The organism is Gemmobacter lanyuensis, assembly GCF_014652355.1.
GTDB classification, from domain to species: Bacteria; Pseudomonadota; Alphaproteobacteria; order Rhodobacterales; family Rhodobacteraceae; genus Gemmobacter; species Gemmobacter lanyuensis.
In genome coordinates this window covers 60702-76605 of the sequence record NZ_BMYQ01000008.1, presented here as the reverse complement: position 1 = coordinate 76605, position 15904 = coordinate 60702, and the positions used below count along the sequence as shown (strand labels likewise).

The 15904-nt window shown below is 65.2% G+C and carries 19 protein-coding genes and 1 tRNA gene; 9 read left to right on the top strand and 11 right to left on the bottom strand.

From position 1 onward, the window contains the following. Positions 1–4 precede the first annotated feature (4 nt). The 3 genes from IE101_RS13185 to fabI are packed head-to-tail and all read right to left on the bottom strand — an operon-like array spanning position 5 to position 2061. Positions 5–619, bottom strand: coding sequence for a LysE family translocator (locus IE101_RS13185; protein WP_189634318.1), 615 nt, complete (start codon positions 617–619; stop codon positions 5–7). A gap of 12 nt (positions 620–631) precedes the next feature. Further along, positions 632–1243, bottom strand: a complete 612-nt coding sequence (locus IE101_RS13180; protein ID WP_189634317.1) for a LysE family translocator — start codon at positions 1241–1243, stop codon at positions 632–634. Beyond that, entirely contained in the window at positions 1240–2061 is an 822-nt protein-coding gene (fabI, locus tag IE101_RS13175; protein WP_189634316.1) for an enoyl-ACP reductase FabI, read from the bottom strand. Before fabI ends, IE101_RS13180 begins: the two co-directional genes overlap by 4 nt. 246 nt (positions 2062–2307) lie before the next feature. Here fabI and pdxH point away from each other — a divergent pair, with 246 nt between their 5' ends. From pdxH to IE101_RS13155, 4 genes are all read left to right on the top strand, one after another. Continuing rightward, positions 2308–2925, top strand: coding sequence for a pyridoxamine 5'-phosphate oxidase (gene pdxH / locus IE101_RS13170; RefSeq protein ID WP_189634315.1), 618 nt, complete (start codon positions 2308–2310; stop codon positions 2923–2925). A 134-nt stretch (positions 2926–3059) separates the two neighbouring features. Continuing rightward, positions 3060–3575, top strand: coding sequence for a cold-shock protein (locus tag IE101_RS13165; RefSeq protein WP_229804169.1), 516 nt, complete (start codon positions 3060–3062; stop codon positions 3573–3575). Then, the gene (locus IE101_RS13160; RefSeq protein WP_189634313.1) at positions 3545–4039 is read left to right on the top strand and encodes a DUF192 domain-containing protein; all 495 of its coding nucleotides are present in this window, start codon (positions 3545–3547) and stop codon (positions 4037–4039) included. The genes IE101_RS13165 and IE101_RS13160 overlap by 31 nt, the downstream gene beginning before the upstream one ends. A 41-nt stretch (positions 4040–4080) precedes the next feature. After that, positions 4081–4157: transfer RNA gene (locus IE101_RS13155), tRNA-Pro, on the top strand. 141 nt (positions 4158–4298) lie between these two features. Here IE101_RS13155 and IE101_RS13150 read toward each other — a convergent pair. Continuing rightward, on the bottom strand, positions 4299–5087 hold the full coding sequence (locus IE101_RS13150; RefSeq protein ID WP_189634312.1) for an inositol monophosphatase family protein: 789 nt from the start codon (positions 5085–5087) through the stop codon (positions 4299–4301). 169 nt (positions 5088–5256) lie between these two features. On the opposite strand from IE101_RS13150, the gene ppk2 reads away from it, so the two are divergent. Next, positions 5257–6204 carry a polyphosphate kinase 2 gene (gene ppk2, locus IE101_RS13145; RefSeq protein WP_373296120.1) on the top strand — a complete coding sequence of 316 codons (948 nt, stop codon included), beginning with the start codon at positions 5257–5259 and terminating at the stop codon, positions 6202–6204. A gap of 3 nt (positions 6205–6207) precedes the next feature. Here the strand turns inward: ppk2 and IE101_RS13140 are convergent, their stop codons facing one another. Beyond that, positions 6208–7197 carry a calcium-binding protein gene (locus tag IE101_RS13140; protein ID WP_189634311.1) on the bottom strand — a complete coding sequence of 330 codons (990 nt, stop codon included), beginning with the start codon at positions 7195–7197 and terminating at the stop codon, positions 6208–6210. A 48-nt stretch (positions 7198–7245) separates the two neighbouring features. Then, the gene (locus IE101_RS13135) at positions 7246–8148 is read right to left on the bottom strand and encodes a LysR family transcriptional regulator (protein WP_189634310.1); all 903 of its coding nucleotides are present in this window, start codon (positions 8146–8148) and stop codon (positions 7246–7248) included. Between the two features lie 89 nt (positions 8149–8237). Between IE101_RS13135 and metF the strand changes: the two genes are divergently transcribed. Beyond that, entirely contained in the window at positions 8238–9104 is an 867-nt protein-coding gene (metF, locus tag IE101_RS13130; protein ID WP_189634309.1) for a methylenetetrahydrofolate reductase [NAD(P)H], read from the top strand. 58 nt (positions 9105–9162) lie between these two features. Here metF and IE101_RS13125 read toward each other — a convergent pair whose 3' ends face one another. Continuing rightward, positions 9163–9588 (bottom strand): PACE efflux transporter, encoded by a 426-nt coding sequence (locus tag IE101_RS13125; protein ID WP_189634308.1) that lies wholly within the window; start codon positions 9586–9588, stop codon positions 9163–9165. Between the two features lie 191 nt (positions 9589–9779). On the opposite strand from IE101_RS13125, the gene aroQ reads away from it, so the two are divergent. From aroQ to IE101_RS13110, 3 genes are read left to right on the top strand one after another with little or no spacing between them, the layout of a single operon-like run. Continuing rightward, complete coding sequence (gene aroQ / locus IE101_RS13120; RefSeq protein ID WP_189634307.1) at positions 9780–10217, top strand: type II 3-dehydroquinate dehydratase; 438 nt, start codon at positions 9780–9782, stop codon at positions 10215–10217. An 8-nt stretch (positions 10218–10225) separates the two neighbouring features. Continuing rightward, positions 10226–11368, top strand: a complete 1143-nt coding sequence (locus IE101_RS13115) for an AMP-binding protein (RefSeq protein WP_189634306.1) — start codon at positions 10226–10228, stop codon at positions 11366–11368. Further along, positions 11365–12444 carry a thiolase family protein gene (locus IE101_RS13110; RefSeq protein WP_189634305.1) on the top strand — a complete coding sequence of 360 codons (1080 nt, stop codon included), beginning with the start codon at positions 11365–11367 and terminating at the stop codon, positions 12442–12444. The genes IE101_RS13115 and IE101_RS13110 overlap by 4 nt, the downstream gene beginning before the upstream one ends. A 47-nt stretch (positions 12445–12491) precedes the next feature. Here the strand turns inward: IE101_RS13110 and IE101_RS13105 are convergent, their stop codons facing one another. The 4 genes from IE101_RS13105 to IE101_RS13090 form a co-directional block, all read right to left on the bottom strand. Continuing rightward, positions 12492–13067 (bottom strand): biotin transporter BioY, encoded by a 576-nt coding sequence (locus IE101_RS13105; RefSeq protein WP_189634304.1) that lies wholly within the window; start codon positions 13065–13067, stop codon positions 12492–12494. A gap of 10 nt (positions 13068–13077) precedes the next feature. Continuing rightward, complete coding sequence (locus tag IE101_RS13100; protein ID WP_189634303.1) at positions 13078–13674, bottom strand: energy-coupling factor transporter transmembrane component T family protein; 597 nt, start codon at positions 13672–13674, stop codon at positions 13078–13080. Beyond that, entirely contained in the window at positions 13649–14371 is a 723-nt protein-coding gene (locus tag IE101_RS13095) for an energy-coupling factor ABC transporter ATP-binding protein (protein WP_189634302.1), read from the bottom strand. Before IE101_RS13095 ends, IE101_RS13100 begins: the two co-directional genes overlap by 26 nt. 136 nt (positions 14372–14507) lie before the next feature. Then, on the bottom strand, positions 14508–15785 hold the full coding sequence (locus tag IE101_RS13090; protein ID WP_189634301.1) for a 4-aminobutyrate--2-oxoglutarate transaminase: 1278 nt from the start codon (positions 15783–15785) through the stop codon (positions 14508–14510). Positions 15786–15904: the final 119 nt, after the last annotated feature.

Sequence of the window (15904 nt, the reverse complement as noted above, 5' to 3'; positions counted from 1 at the left end):
TCCTTCAAAGGGTGGCGATCTTGACGCCAAGCACCGCAAGGATGCCGCCAAAGCTGCGGTCGATCCAGCGTTTCAGGCGGGCATAGGCCTGACGCGGGGCGGACAGGGAAAACAGCCGCGCCACGATGGCATTGCAGAGAAGTTCGTTGGTGAAGATCATGGCCAGCAGTGCAAACAGCCACGGCGCAGAGGTGCCGGGCGGCACCGTTCCCACAAAGACCGCGCCGAAGAAGACGGCGGCCTTGGGATTGGCAAGCTGCGTGGTGATGCCCAGCCGGATGGCCGACAGCGGCGAGCGCGCCGCTTGACCTTCGGTTTCCATGTTCAGCGGTTCATCCGCATGGCGCCACATCTGGAAGGCAATCCAGCAAAGGAAAAGGCCCCCCGCGATCTTGAACCCCCAGAACAGCGCAGGCGCCGCCTTGAACAGCACGGCAAGCCCCAGAAAGGCCGCCGTCGCCCAGAAACAGGCACCAAGCCCGATCCCTACCGCCAACCAGACGGCCGTGCGGAAGCCACGCGTGACACCGGTCCGCGCCGTCAGCAGCACCGCAGGTCCGGGCGAGGCCGCCGCAAGCAGATGCAGCAATGTTGCAGCAAGGAAGGCGGCGCCGGTCATGGGTTCATCCCCTCAGGTCAGGGCAATCTTCGCGCCCAGAAGGGCAAGGAACCCGCCAAAGACCCGGTCGATCAGCGTCTTGAGCGAGAGATAGACGGCGCGGGTGCGATCCAGCGAAAAGAGCCGCGCGACCAGCACATTCCACAGGAAATCGGTCGAAAAGACCACGGCCAGCAGCGCGGCCTTGATCCAGAGCGCGGTATCCGGCGGCACCAGCCCGGCAAAGACCGCGCCGAAAAAGACCACCGGCTTCGGGTTGGCCAGTTGCACCGTGATCCCGCGCCAGAAGGCCGCACGGGCGGTGGGCGGGGCCGCGTCGTCACTGTCGCCCAGCGGCTCGGCCGCGTGGCGCCACATCTGGATGGCAATCCAGACCAGCCAGAGGCCGCCGACGACTTTCAGCACCGTCAGCAGGGCAGGGGCGACCTTGAAGATCACCCCCAGCCCGAAAAGCGCGCAGGCGGCCCAGAAGACCGCCCCCGCCCCGATGCCAGCGGCCAGAAACACGCCAGCCCGCATTCCCCGCGATATTCCGGTGCGGGCCGTCATCAGCACGGCAGGGCCGGGGCTGATGGCCGCCATCATCTGCACCGAAGCCAGGGCGAGGAACGCGGCCAGTGTCATTCCTTGCGCCCCGTCACAACGTCGATATCGGGCGCGTCCACCGCCTTCATGCCCACGACGTGATAGCCCGCATCCACATGCAGGTTTTCCCCCGTGGTGCCCGACCCCAGATCCGAGAGCAGGTAAAGCGCGGCCTTGCCGACCTCTTCCTGCGTGACATTGCGGCGCAGCGGCGAGTTCAGCTCGTTCCACTTCATGATGTAGCGGAAGTCGCCGATGCCGCTTGCGGCCAGCGTCTTGATCGGACCGGCCGAGATCGCATTGACGCGGATGCCGTCCTTGCCCAGATCCTCTGCCAGATATTTGACCGAAGCTTCCAGCGCCGCCTTGGCCACGCCCATCACGTTATAGTGCGGCATCACCTTTTCGGCGCCGTAATAGGTGAGGGTCAGCAGGCTGCCGCCCGGTGCCATGATCGCCGCGGCACGCTGGCAGACAGCGGTGAAGCTGTAGACCGAAATGTCCATCGTCATGGTGAAATTGCCGCGCGAGGTATCGACATAGCGGCCGCGCAGTTCATTCTTGTCGGAAAAGCCGATCGCGTGGACGACGAAATCGACCGAACCCCATTTCGCCTTGATCGCGTCGAACAGGCCGTCCAGCGACTCTTCGCTGCCCACGTCACATTCGATGAAGGTTGACGACCCGATGCTTGCCGCCAGCGGCTGAACGCGCTTCAGCAGCGCCTCGCCTTGATAGGAAAACGCCAGCTCTGCCCCTTGTGCCGCACAGGCCTGGGCAATGCCCCAGGCGATCGACTTGTCATTGGCGAGCCCCATGATCAGCCCGCGTTTGCCGGCCAGCAATCCCGAAGACATGTCGTCCCTCTTGTTATGTGGTCTGGCGTGCAGGTGTAGGGCAATGCGCCCGATCCATCAAGGGCGGCAGATCAGGCGCATTACAGCGGTCTTGCCCGTGATCTTTCGAGCGCCATTTCCACCCCAAAGATGCCGCGAACGTGCTTGAAACCCCGGGGGTCAGGTGCGACGGTGCCGCGCAATCACGTCACGGCACCGGCGGCCCCGCAGCACACCGGTGCCCGCGCACCCTTATGAGGAGACACCATGGACCGCTCTGGCATCTTTGCAGGGGAAAATCCTTTCGCCATCGCCCGCACCTGGCTGACCGAAGCCGAGGCGACAGAACCCAATGATCCCAATGCCATCGCGCTGGCTTCGGTCGATCCCGACGGGCTGCCCAATGTGCGTATGGTGTTGTTGAAAGACATCGAGACCGAGGGCGAGGGCGGCGGCGCTTTCGTCTTTTACACCAATTACGGCAGCGCCAAAGGGCACGAACTTGCCGCCTCGGGCAAGGCTGCTTTCGTCATGCATTGGAAAAGCCTGCGCCGCCAGGTCCGCGTGCGGGGGCTTGTCACGCGTGAGGAAGGCCCACCCGCCGATGCCTATTACGCCAGCCGCAGCCTGCAGTCACGTCTGGGGGCCTGGGCCTCGCGGCAGAGCGAACCATTGTCCTCGCGCGGGGCGCTGATGGCCGAGGTGGCCAAGGTCACCGCGCTGAAGGGGCCGAACCCGCCCCGCCCGCCCTTCTGGGGCGGCTTCCGCATCCGCCCGGTCGAGATCGAATTCTGGGCCGACGGCGCCTTCCGCCTGCATGACCGCTTTCGCTGGACGCGTGAAACAATGGCGGACCCGTGGAAAATTGCACGGCTCAACCCCTGATTTTCACGCTTCGTGAAAATCAGGGCCTGAAATTCTGTGCATTTTCGCTTGAACACGCCGCAGGATTGACGGATTGAACGCAGGAAGGGTCAAACTGGGGAACGGCTCTCACTATGTCTGAAGAAAATATGGTCATGCCTCGAGAAGTGCATGGCAAGGTCAAATGGTTCGATCCAGCAAAGGGCTTCGGCTTCATCATCGGTGACGAAGGTGGGTCCGACATCCTGCTGCATGCGAATGTCCTGAGAAACTATGGTCAAAGCTCGGTTGCCGATGGCACCGGGATCACGGTCATGGTGCAAAATACGCAGCGCGGCGTGCAGGCGGTCGAGGTGGTTCGGATCGAACCGCCCTCGGGTGTTGCCTTCCCGCTGGGCGAAGAACAGGGGCTGGCCACCGCCGAGGAAATCGCGGCGCGGCCCCTGGAACCGGCCCGTGTCAAATGGTTCGACAAATCCAAGGGTTTTGGTTTTGCCAATGTCTTTGGCCGTCCCGAAGATGTGTTCATCCATATCGAGGTGCTGCGCATGTCGGGCTTTGCTGACCTGCTGGCCGGAGAAGCCGTCTGTCTGCGGATCATCGAAGGCAAACGCGGCCGCATGGCCGTTCAGGTGGTATCATGGGAAGCAGCGGCACGACCGCAGGACTGACACTCGCGCTCGCCGCTTTGGCGGGCGCGGCCCTTGCCGATCCGGCCTGCGACCCGGCCCGCATCGATCTGCGGGGCGATTTCGGGCAGGCCCAGTTCCGCGTCGAGGTGGCAGATGATGCTGCCGAACGGGCGCAGGGGCTGATGTTCCGGGAAAGCATGTCCAGTTCGGCGGGCATGTTGTTCATCTACGAGACGCCGCAGCATGCGCGCTTCTGGATGCAGAACACGCTGATCCCGCTCGACATGATCTTTGCCGATGCCACAGGGCGCGTGACGCATGTGCATGCCAATGCCGTACCCGAGGACGAAACCGTGATCGATGGCGGCACAGGCGTGCGCTTCGTGCTGGAGATCAACGGCGGTCTGGCTGAACGCATGGGCATTGCCCCGGGAACCGAGCTGCGCCATCCCGGCATTCCCGCCGATCAGGCAGCCTGGCCCTGCGGCGAAGCAGGCAATTAGGGCTTTCCTTTGCCGCGTCAGGCGGTTAGAGAAAGCGCAGTCGGGGCGTAGCGCAGCCTGGTAGCGCGACGGTTTTGGGTACCGTAGGTCGCGAGTTCGAATCCCGCCGCCCCGACCAATTTCCAAAGATGCCCAACGCAAGCCGCAGCCCTGCTGCGGTTTTTGCGTTTCTGGCCATATGATTTGATGATCTGCCAAAGAAAAAGGGCGCCCCGGCCATTTGGCAGCAGGGCGCCCGATCCTTCGGTCTTTTGCGCGATCACTCGCCGCGGATGACCTTGCAGAGCGACTCGAACAGCGGGTCATTGGCGCAGATCAGCGACCCGCTGCCAAGAATATCGCCATCCACGCGCACGGGTGCGACCATGCCGCCGGCCTCTTTCACCAGCAGCAAGCCCGCCGCGATGTCCCAGACCTTGTTGTTGCGTTCCCAGAACCCGTCGTAGCGGCCCGCCGCCACCCAGGCGAGGTCAAGCGCCGCCGACCCCAGACGCCGCACACCGGCGCAGGCGGGCATCAGCCGCGCCAGATCTTGCAGCGTGGCGGGCAGGCCGGTCTTGGCCGCGAAGGGCACGCCGGTGGCAAACAGTGCTTCATGCATGTAACGGCGGCCCGACACCCGCAGACGCTTGTCGTTCATCCAGGCGCCCGCGCCTTTTTCGGCCCAGTAGAGTTCATCCTTGGCCGCGTCGAAGATCACCGCCGAAACGATTTCGCCCTTGTGTTCCAGCGCGATCGAGGTGGCCCAATGCGGGATGCCGTGCAGGAAGTTGGTCGTCCCGTCCAGCGGATCGACGATCCAGCGGCGGGTCGGGTCTTGCCCGGCCTCTTCGCCGGTTTCCTCACCGATCCAGCCATAGCTGGGGCGGGCGGTCATCAGTTCTTCCTTGATGATGCGCTCGGCCTCACGGTCGGCCTTGGTCACGAAGTCGCCGGGGCCCTTGGCCGAAACCTGCAGGTTTTCCACTTCGCGGAAATCCTTGACGAGGCTGCGCCCGGCCTTGCGGGCCGCCTTGATCATAACATTCAGGTTGGCGCTGCCTTGCATCGGGCTTCCTCGTCTCTGGTTCGGTCATGTCGCGGATGTTCAAGGGGGGGCTTCTAGCCGGAAAGGCCGGCTTTGTGAAGGGGCGGCGTGTGTCTGGGAAATGTCATCTGGCTGTCGCAAAACCGTGACCTTGCCATGGTTGGGTCCGCGCGTGATGAAGGAGGTTCCCATGCCCGCTGATCTGCCCCCCGTTCTGGCCCCGGAAATGTCTGAGGAATTGCCCGGCCGTGACTGGTTGGCCGCCGAGCTGGCCGATACGCTGGACGAGGAATACGAGCTGGAGCTGGAAGATGTCGCGATTTCCGAGGAGATCGCCCGCATCTACAAGGACCGCCACCCCGATGCGCTGGACCGAGCCACCTATATGCATGCGCTGATCCGGCTTCAGTCGGAACTGATCAAGCTGCAGGACTGGGTGCAGCACAGCAGGGAAAAGGTCGTGGTGATCTTTGAAGGCCGCGACAGTGCGGGGAAGGGCGGCGTGATCAAGCGGATCGCGCAGCGCCTGAACCCGCGGGTGGTGCGGACAGTTGCGCTGCCTGCGCCGTCGGACCGGGAACGCTCGCAATGGTATTTTCAGCGCTATGTGCCGCATCTGCCAGCGGGCGGCGAGATCGTGCTGTTTGACCGCAGCTGGTACAACCGCGCCGGGGTTGAGCGGGTCATTGGCTTTGCCAGCGAGGAGGAGGTCGAACAGTTCTTCCGCGACGTGCCGGAGTTTGAACGGATGCTGGTGCGGTCAGGCATCCGGCTGGTGAAATACTGGTTCTCCATCACCGACGAGGAACAGCAGTTCCGCTTTCTGATGCGGATCCATGATCCGATGAAACAGTGGAAACTGTCGCCGATGGATCTGCAAAGCCGGGTGCGGTGGGAGGATTATACCAAGGCCAAGGAAGATATGATGGCCCGCACCAATATCCCCGAGGCGCCCTGGTATATCGTCGAAGGGAATGACAAGAAGCGCGCGCGGCTGAACTGTATCGACCATCTGCTTGGCCTCGTGCCCTACAAGCCGGTGCCGCATGACGAAATCCTGCTGCCCGACCGCGTCTTCAACCCCGATTACGAACGCGCCGTCTTGCCGCCCGAACTGTATGTGCCGGCCAAGTACTGACGGTCAGAGCATCAGGTCCGCGCCCTGAAGGCCGCCGACATTGACCAGCACCAGGCCCACATCGGCCTGGCGGTCGCCGTTGGTATCGCCACCCAGCACGCGGCCCTGATCGGCGATCCCGTCGCCCGTCACGTCGCCGATGGCCTGTGCCGCGCCAAGGCGCAGCTCTCCCGCCTGGCCAGTGAAGGCGCCGGTCCCCAGAAAGCGGAAGGCGTCATTTGCGGCGGTGCCTGCAATGGCATCGATGCCGCGCAGGTCCAGCTGATCGCCCTGGGCATGGCTGAAATCCAGCACGAAATCGGCACTGCTCGGGGTCATCTGCGCCTCGGCCCGGTTGCGCCAGACAAAGGTATCCGCCCCGCCGCGCCCCACCAGATCGTCGAACCCACCGCCGCCCACCAGACGATTTGCCCCGCCGGTGCCAAAGATCGTATCGCCCGAGGGAGAGCCGATGGCATTTTCGATGCTGAGCAGCGTTTCGAAACGGTTGGCGCCAGTCTGCGCAAGACCGGCGCCCAGATCGATGGTCACGCCAGTGCCGCGGGTGGTGCTGTCATCATTGCGGGCTTCGTAGCTGATGGTGTCGGTGCCGGTGCCGCCGCGAAAGCTGTTCTGCCAGCCGACCGAGATGAAGCGATCATTCCCCGCTTCGCCGCGGTAATCGCTTTTGAAGGTGGTGACGGCGAACAGGTCATTGCCCAGTCCACCCAGAACCGTATCGGCCCGGTCCGTGCCAAAGGACCCGAACCCCGTGCCGACATAGGTGTCGCGCCCATCCCCCAGCGTGATCAGGTTGCCCTGTTCGGCGCGGTTCACCACGGTATCATGGCCCAGCCCCATGTGAACGGTATTGCCGCCGCCAAAGTCGTCCGCGCGGTTCAGATCGACAGCATCATCGCCGCCCCGCATGAAAAGGGTGATTTCGACATTGTTGAAGGAAAACCCCTGCACGAATTCATTCGCAGCGTTGTTGAAGGTCAGCGTGCGGCCCATGGAAACCCTGTCTTTTGAAATGTTCCGGCAAATCCGGGACAGCCTAACCTAGCTGCGCTGAAGTTTCACCGCCTCTGTGCGCCCCAGTCGCAGAAAATGCGCCATGTAAGGCTGGGTCGCGTCCTCGGTCCGGGTGGCGGCGTAAAGGCGTTTGGTCACGTTTCCGGCCAGCGGGCGGGTGACGTAATCGGGATTGCCCTTCAGCCCGCGCAGCGCCCAGTCCGGCAGGACAGAAACCCCGCGGTTCGACCCGACGAGCATCAGGATCACCGCCGTGAGTTCGGCCTGGCGGTGGCCGCGCGGTTCAACCCGGGCGGGGGTCAGCAGTTCGGTAAAGACATCCAGCCGGTCGCGGCTCACGGGATAGGTGATCAGCGTCTGGTCGCGCAGATCCTCGGCGGTGATTTCCGCCCTGGCGGCCAGCGGGTTTTGCGCCGCTGCAACCAGCGTGGGGTGATAGTCGAACAGCGGGTTGAACACGACACCGGGGATCTCGCTCGGGTTCGAGGAGATGACCAGATCCACCTCCTCGCGTTCCAGCGCGGGCAGGGCGTCAAAGGCCAGACCGGCGCGGATATCGACATCCACATCGGGCCAGCTGTGGCGGAACTGTTCAAGCACCGGGAAAAGCCAGTCGAAACAGGCGTGACATTCCAATGTGATATGCAGCCGCCCGGTCTTGCCCGAAAGAAGGGCACGGAATTCATCCTCCAGCGCCTCGATTTCCGGCAGAACGCGGTCGGCCACCCGCAACATGCGCTGCCCTGCCGCGGACAGTTTCAGGGGTTTCGACCGCCGCACGAACAGTTCCACCCCGGCCTGATCCTCAAGCCCCTTCACCTGATGCGACAGCGCGCTTTGCGTCATGTTCAGCAGATCGGCGGCCCGCGCCAGCCCCCCGGCCTCATGGATGGCGCGGATCGTCCGCAGGTGACGCAGTTCAAAGTACATGAATGATCCTCATGTTCATCTTGAGAATTATGAATTTGTCTCACATTCGATTTTTCGGCACAAGGGGGCATCCGAAACAGGAGCCGACCATGACCGCACCGCGAATCTCTTTCGAGTTCTTCCCGCCCCAGACGCTCGATGCGTCGTTCAAACTGTGGGAAACGGTGCAGATGCTTGCGCCGCTGAAGCCCGAGTTCGTTTCGGTCACTTATGGCGCTGGCGGCACCACCCGCAAGCTGACGCATGAGGCGGTGACGACGATCGGCAAGAATTACGGGCTGGATGTTGCCGCGCACCTGACCTGCGTCGATGCCACCCGCGCCGAAACGCTTGAAATCGCGGCGGCCTATGCGGCGGCGGGTGTCAAGAACATCGTGGCGCTGCGCGGTGATGCCCCCAAGGGCGCCACCCGGTTCACCCCGCATCCCGAAGGCTTTGCCAATTCGGTCGAGCTGATCGAGGCGCTGGCCGCCACCGGCAATTTCACCCTGCGCGTCGGCGCCTATCCCGAACCGCATCCCGATGCCGCCGATACGGCGCAGGATGTGCGCTGGCTCAAGCGCAAGCTGGAGGCCGGGGCCTCGGCCGCGATCACGCAGTTCTTCTTCGAGGCTGAAACCTTCCTGCGCTTCCGCGATCTTTGCGTGAAGGAAGGGATCACCGCACCGATCATTCCGGGCATCCTGCCGATCACCGATTTCGCAGGCGTCAAGAAGTTCTCGGCCCGCTGCGGGGCGCAAGTGCCGCAATGGCTCGACGATGCCTATGCCGCCGCCAAGCGTGATGGCCGGGAAGAGCTGCTCTCGGTCGCGCTCTGCACCGAGCTGTGTGACACGCTGCTGTCGGAAGGGGTGGAAGACCTGCACTTCTATACCCTGAACCGCCCCCATCTGTCCCGTGATGTCTGCCATGCGCTTGGCATCACCCCCGAAGTGGCGCTGGAAAAGGTGGCCTGACAGGCCCGATCCAGCATACCTGCGCCCGGACCCCGGAGGAGGGGGACCGGGCGTTTTTTTACGCGCCGTCCGGCTGCGGGACCGGAAAGACCAGATCATAGGCCCAGTTGAAGGCGAAGGCATAGACCAGGTAAAAGCCTGCAAAGGCCAGATCCATCATCAGCGCATCCCAAAGCCCGATCCCCAGATAAAGCGCGATGAAGGGGATCAGCACGGCCAGCAACCCCGTCTCGAACAGCACCGCATGACCCACGCGGATGGCCAGCGTCTTTCGCACCGTGCCGCGCAGCCGCAGCAGGGCATGATCGAAGATCAGGTTATAAAGGTAATTCCACAGCGTCGCGATGGTGGCGCTGACGGCGGCCACCACGCCGATCTCACCCATCGGGTGATCAAAGACCACCGCGCCCAAGGGCGTGACGATGGCAAGGCCCAGCAGTTCAAAGCTGAGCGCGTGGCGGATTCGGTCTGCGGTTTTTCTCATGGGGCGTTCCCTGTGCTGGTCGGGTCGTCCCGTCAAATTCCCGGTGCCGGGGCCAAGCTGGCGGAGGTCGTCCTCACTTGGGCCGAACATAACGCGATGGTCGCGCCATGCAAGGGGGGGCAGCAGGGCGGGCTGGTCATGCCGGGGGCGGGGCGTTATCGTTGCGGCCAAAGTGAAAACAGGCGGCTGGCATGAAACCGATCCATATCCTCAACGGTCCCAACCTCAACCTTTTGGGGCTGCGCCAGCCCGAGATCTATGGCCGCGAAACACTGGCCGATGTCGCCGCCCGCTGCGAAGCGCTGGCGGCCGAGCTGGGGGCCGAGGTGGTGTTCCGCCAGTCGAACCACGAAGGCGCGATTGTCGAGATGATCCATGAGGCGCGCGAAGCGGCTTCGGCCATCATCATCAACCCGGCTGCCTACACGCATACTTCGGTTGCGATTCTGGATGCGCTGAACGCCTTTGAAGGCCCGGTGTTCGAGGTGCATATTTCCAACGTCCACAAGCGCGAAAGCTTTCGCCATCATTCCTATGTCAGCCTGCGGGCCGATGGCGTGATGGCGGGCTTCGGAACCGAGGGCTATCTGCTCGCGCTGCGCCGGGCCGTTTCGGTGTTGAAGGCCTGACCCGGGCCATGCGCTTTGGCTGGCACCCCGCGGCGCGGGTGGTCGATGCGGCGGGGGGGCTGCATGGTCCGCAAACCCCGGCCGATCGCCCGGTCGTGCTGGCGCCCGTTCCCGGCGTGGTGGCTTTGCAGGCCGCCCTGGGCGCCCCGGCCTTCCGCATCGGTGGCGATGGGCCACCGCCTGAGGGCGCGGGCCTGTTTGAGACGCTGACCGGCGGCACCTCGGGCACGCCGCGCCGCATTTTGCGGGCGCAGGCGAGCTGGATCGCCAGTTTCACCCAGAACGCGCGGCTATTCGGCATCGGGCCGGGGGTCGCGGTGGCGGTCCTGGGGCAGCTTGTCCACTCCCTTGCACTTTATGGCGCGGTCGAGGCGCTGCATCTGGGCGCGACGCTGCACCTGCTGGATGGGGTGCGCCCGGATCGGCAGGCCCGCGCGCTGGCCGAACGGCGGATCGCGCTGGTTTACGCCACACCCGCGCAGATGCGCGCGCTGGTGGCCGCCGGGGTCGATTGGCCCGATCTGCGGCAGGTGATCATTGGGGGCGCCAAGCTGGACCCGGCTCTGCGCGCGGAATTGCAGACCCGCAGCCCGGCGCAGGTGGTGGAATTCTATGGCGCTGCCGAAACCAGCTTCATCTCCCTCTCCGACGCCGCCACCCCGCCCGACAGTGTGGGCCGCCCCTATCCCGGGGTAGAGATCGAGGACCGCGACGGCCTGCTCTGGGTCCGTTCGCCCTATCTGGCGCAGGGCTATGCCGGGGTGCCGGGGTCGGCCCTCTGGCAAGACGGCTGGGTCTGCCCCGGTGAGATCGGCCATCTGGCAGAGGGTTATCTTTATCTGACCGGTCGCGCGGGGCGGCGCGTGAAGATCGCCGATCAGACCGTGCAGCCCGAAGAGATTGAGGCCCTGATCCTGTCCCTGCCGGGGGTGCAGGCCGCCGCGGTGCTGCCGCAGCCCGATGCGCGGCGGGGGGTGGTGCTGGTGGCCTGCCTGCAGGGCGATGTCACGGCCGAGGGCGCGATCCTTGCCCGGTTGCGGCGCGATTTGGGGCCGCTCAAGGCGCCGCGGCGCATCGTCTGGGTGGCGGAATGGCCGGTGCTGCCCTCGGGCAAGACTGATTTGCAGGCGCTGGCGGGGGTCGTGGCATGACCGCCTTTCTGATTGCCGCGCGCCGCAGCCCAGTCATGCCGCGCGGGGGGGCCTTTGCCTCGCTGACCCCGCATGAGCTTGCCGCCCCCGTGATCCGCGCTGCGCTGGCCGATGCCGGTGTCGCGCCGGATGAGGTGGACGAGCTGATCCTGTCCAATGCCCTTGGGGCCGGGGGAAACCCGGCGCGGGTGGCCGCACTGGCTGCGGGCCTGCCGGAACGGGTGGCGGGGCTCAGCATCGATCGGCAATGTGCGGGGGGGCTGGATGCCATCGTACTGGGCGCCGCACTGGTGCAGGCGGGGCTGGCGCGCGTTGTGGTGGCGGGTGGGGCGGAAAGCTATTCGCGCCGCCCGCTGCGCTATGCCACGGCGCCCGGTGAGCCGCCCCGCGCCTATGACCAGCCACCCTTCACCCCCTGGCCCGACCGCGACCCCGAGATGACCGCCGCCGCCGCCGCGCTGGCCGACCGCCTCGGCATTTCGCGCATCCGGCAAGAGGCATGGGCCATCCGCTCGCACGCACTCGCCCAAGCCTCGCAGCCCGAAATCCTGCCGCTGCTGGGGCAGGGGCGTGATGCCTTTACCCGCAACCTGACGCCGCGCCTTGCCGCCCGCGCCCCGGTGCTGGTGGGCAGCATCACCGCGGCCACCACGGCTGTCGCGGCAGATGCTGCGGGTTTTGTCGTGATCACTGGCGCGGATCGGGCGGCACAGGCGCCGCGCGCCCTGCTGATCGCCGCAAGTGCCACGCTTGGTGCAAGACCCGAAGAGCCGGGCCTTGCCCCCGTCGCCGCCATTCGCGCTGTGCTGGCGCAGCTGAACCGACATCCCGATCAGATGGACCGCGTGGAAATGATGGAGGCCTATGCCGTGCAGGCGCTCGCCTGTCTCGACGCGACCGGCCTGCCAGAGGATCGCGTGAACCTGAAGGGCGGGGCATTGGCACGGGGCCACCCCATCGGGGCTTCGGGCGCCATTCTGGCCGCGCGGCTTTTCCATGATCTTGATGTGGGCATGGGACTTGCCGCCATCGCCGCGGCGGGCGGTATCGGCACCGCACTTGTCCTTCAGGCATGAAAAAGGCGGCCCCGAAGGGCCGCCTTTTCCGCAAAGGTCAACAGCCCTTACGACCGCGACAGGACCGAAGCCGGACGCACCCGCGCCAGACCCCGGGTGATGCCCGCAGCCAGACCGGCCTTGATGACATCCCCGATGATGAAGGGCGATGCCGCAGCCACCGCCTGCGCCCAAGTGAAGGTCTTGGCATCGGCCACACCCTCGGCGATCAGCACCGAATAGACGCGGAAGCCCACGATCCCGCAGCCCGACAGCACGACGATCCCGCCGATCACCGCCCCGGCAAAGGCCGCAACCGCAATCGGGCCCTGCCATTTCTCGACAATCAGCCCGGTCACGAAGGCTGCGATGGGGAAGCCCACCAGATAGCCCATCGACGGGCCCATGAACACACCGATACCCCCACGGCCGCCCGAGAGCAGCGGCAACCCCAGCGCCACCAGCGCGAGGAACAACAGAACCGCCAGCGCGCCCCGACGGGCCCCCAGCACAGTCCCACAGAGCATGATGCCCATCGATTGCGCCGTGATCGGTACGCCCGACACAAGGTCGATCTTCGGCACCAGCCCCAGCACGGCGATCAGCGCCGCAAACAGCGCGATATGGGTCAGATTGCGTTCCATGATGGTCTCCTTACAGGCCGCCCCGCGCGCGCAGGGCCTCGGCCACCTGTTCTGCATCGTCCAGGGCCGCAAGGGCCACCGGAAGCACGATCCGCGCACCGGCCCGCCGGGGGCTTCGCGCGCGCCATGCCTGCACAAGTTGTGCGGCCTTGTCCAGCAGAACCGGCGTGAAGCGGATGACCAGCGCCATGGCCAGCGCGATCGCCTTGGGGTTGATCCCCAGACGCGCCAGCGGCTGAAGCGCCCGCTCGGCCAGCATCAGCATCGCCTCAAGCCGGGTGGTCATCGTCGCCAATGTCGCAAGGCCGATGGCAAAGATCATCCGCCCCGAGACCACCGCCCCGGCTGCCCAGGCGCCCGTCCAGCCGTGCCAGACGAGGATCACCGCCACCACCGGCCAAAGCCCCGAAATCTGGCGCCCGGCCGCCCGGGCAAAGACCACCCCCTGCGAAAGATAGGCCGCAGCCAGCCCCGCCAGCAGCAGCCCGACCCCCGCCAGACTGGTCACCTGCAAGGCCAGCACCGACCCCAGCGCCACGGCCCCCAGCTTCACCCCTGCCGGAAGCCGGTGGAATGCCGTCTCAACCGGCGAGGTCAGTGTCAGCATCGACCTCTCCAAGACGGGCCATCTCGGCACGGAAGGCGGGCAGGACAGTTTCGGGGGCCCCGCACATCTGCACCCGCCCGCCCTCGATCCAGACGATCTGGTCGCAGGACGCAACGGACTCCGGGCTATGGCTGATTGTGATCAGACGCTGGGGCAGGGCGGCGAGGCGCCGGCTCAACCGCGCCTGCGTTGGCAGATCCAGCGCGGCAAAGGGTTCATCCAGCAGCAGCGTCGCAGGCTTCATAAGCAGGATCGCCATCAGGCACAGCCATTGCTTCTGCCCCTGGCTCAGCGCGGCAACCGTCGCCCCCGCCCAATGGCTGCGCCCCTCGGCCTCGAGCATCGCAAGCACGCGCCCGCGCGCCACGGCCGCCGGAAGGCCCATCTGCCGCAGGCCAAAGGCCAGCTCCTCCTCGACCGTCGGAAAGATGATCTGATGATCAGGGTTCTGAAACAGGATCCCCACCGCCCGCAACATCGCGCGCCGATCCTTGGCCGGGTCCACCCCCGCCACCTGCACGCTGCCCGCCGTGGGCGGCAAAAGCCCTGCCGCCAGCCGCAGAAGCGTCGTCTTCCCCGATCCGTTCCGCCCCAGAATGCCGATCCGCGCCGCCGTCATCGACAGCGTCACCCCCTGCAGGACAGACTTGCCCTGCACGCTGTAATCGACCCCGGAAAATGTGATCCCTGCATCCATGGCGCTGGCTTAACGCCCTTGCCGCAGCCGCACAAGAAAAAGGGGCCGCAGCCTTGCCCGCCGCGCCCCCCCGATCCTCTTTCATCTTGGCACAAATATCCCGGGGGTGCGGGGGCTGGCCCCCGCTTCCACCTTCTCAGCCCTGCCGCGCGGCCGCGACCGAAGCTTCCAGGATCTCCATCGCCTCGGCAAAGATGTGGTCCTCGATGGTGATCGGCGCCAGGAAGCGCACCACATTCCCGTAAACGCCGCAGGTCAGCAGGATCAGCCCGCGCTTCTGCGCCTCGGACTTCACGCGATTGGTGAAATCGGCATCCGGCACTTTGCTTTCGGGGTTGGCGAATTCCACCGCCACCATGAAGCCGGGGCCGCGGATATCGCTGATCTCGGGCGTGACCGCGCGGATCGATTCGAGCTTCTGCTTCAGCCGCGACCCAAGTTCATTGGCGCGGTCGCACAGCTTTTCCTCCTCGATCACATCCAGCACGGCATGGGCAGCGGCGATGCCCAGCGGGTTGCCGCCATAGGTGCCGCCCAGACCACCGGGGTTGGCCGCATCCATGATCTCGGCCCGGCCCGTCACCGCCGCAATCGGCAGCCCGCCGCCCAGACCCTTGGCCATGGTGGTGATATCGGCCACCACGTCATAGCCATGCATGGCGAACATGGTCCCGGTGCGGGCAAAGCCGGTCTGCACCTCATCCGCGACCATCACGATGCCATGCTCATCACAGAGCTTGCGGATCGCGCGCATCAGATCGGCCGGGGCGGGGTAGAAGCCCCCTTCGCCCTGCACGGGTTCCAGAATGATCGCGGCCACGCGCGCGGGGTCGAGATCGGCCTTGAAGAGCTTGGTGATCCCCGCCATCGCATCTTCGGTCGAAATCCCGTGCACATCCTGCGGGAAAGGCACGTGGAAGACATCGGGCATCATCGCCCCGAAACCCTTCTTGTAGGGTTCGACCTTGCCGGTCAGCGTCATGCCCATGAAGGTGCGGCCATGGAAGGCCCCGCCAAAGGCGATGACGGCATTGCGCCCCGTGGCGATGCGGGCGATCTTGATGGCATTCTCCACCGCCTCGGCCCCGGTGGTGACGAAGATCGTCTTCTTGGGGAAATCCCCCGGCGCGGCGGCGTTCAGACGTTCGGCGAGGCGGATATAGTTCTCATAGGGCAGAACCTGATGGCAGGTATGGGTAAAGCGGCCCATCTGTTCGGTCACGGCGGCCATGACCTTGGGGTGGCAATGGCCGGTGTTCACCACCGCGATGCCTGCGGCAAAGTCGATATAGCGGTTGCCCTCGATATCCCAGATTTCGGCATTGCGGGCGCGGTCGGCATAGATCTGGGTCTGCATACCCACGCCCCGGGCCACCGCCTCGACGCGCCGCTGGGCGACTTCGGTATTGAGCATCTCTTGGTCCTTTCACGCCGCGGAAGCGGGATGATCACAATCTTCGATCGAAGTTTGATCAAAAGATGGCAGCCCTCGCAACCAGAATTGCGACACCGGGCAGGACGGAAAAGGCCGCC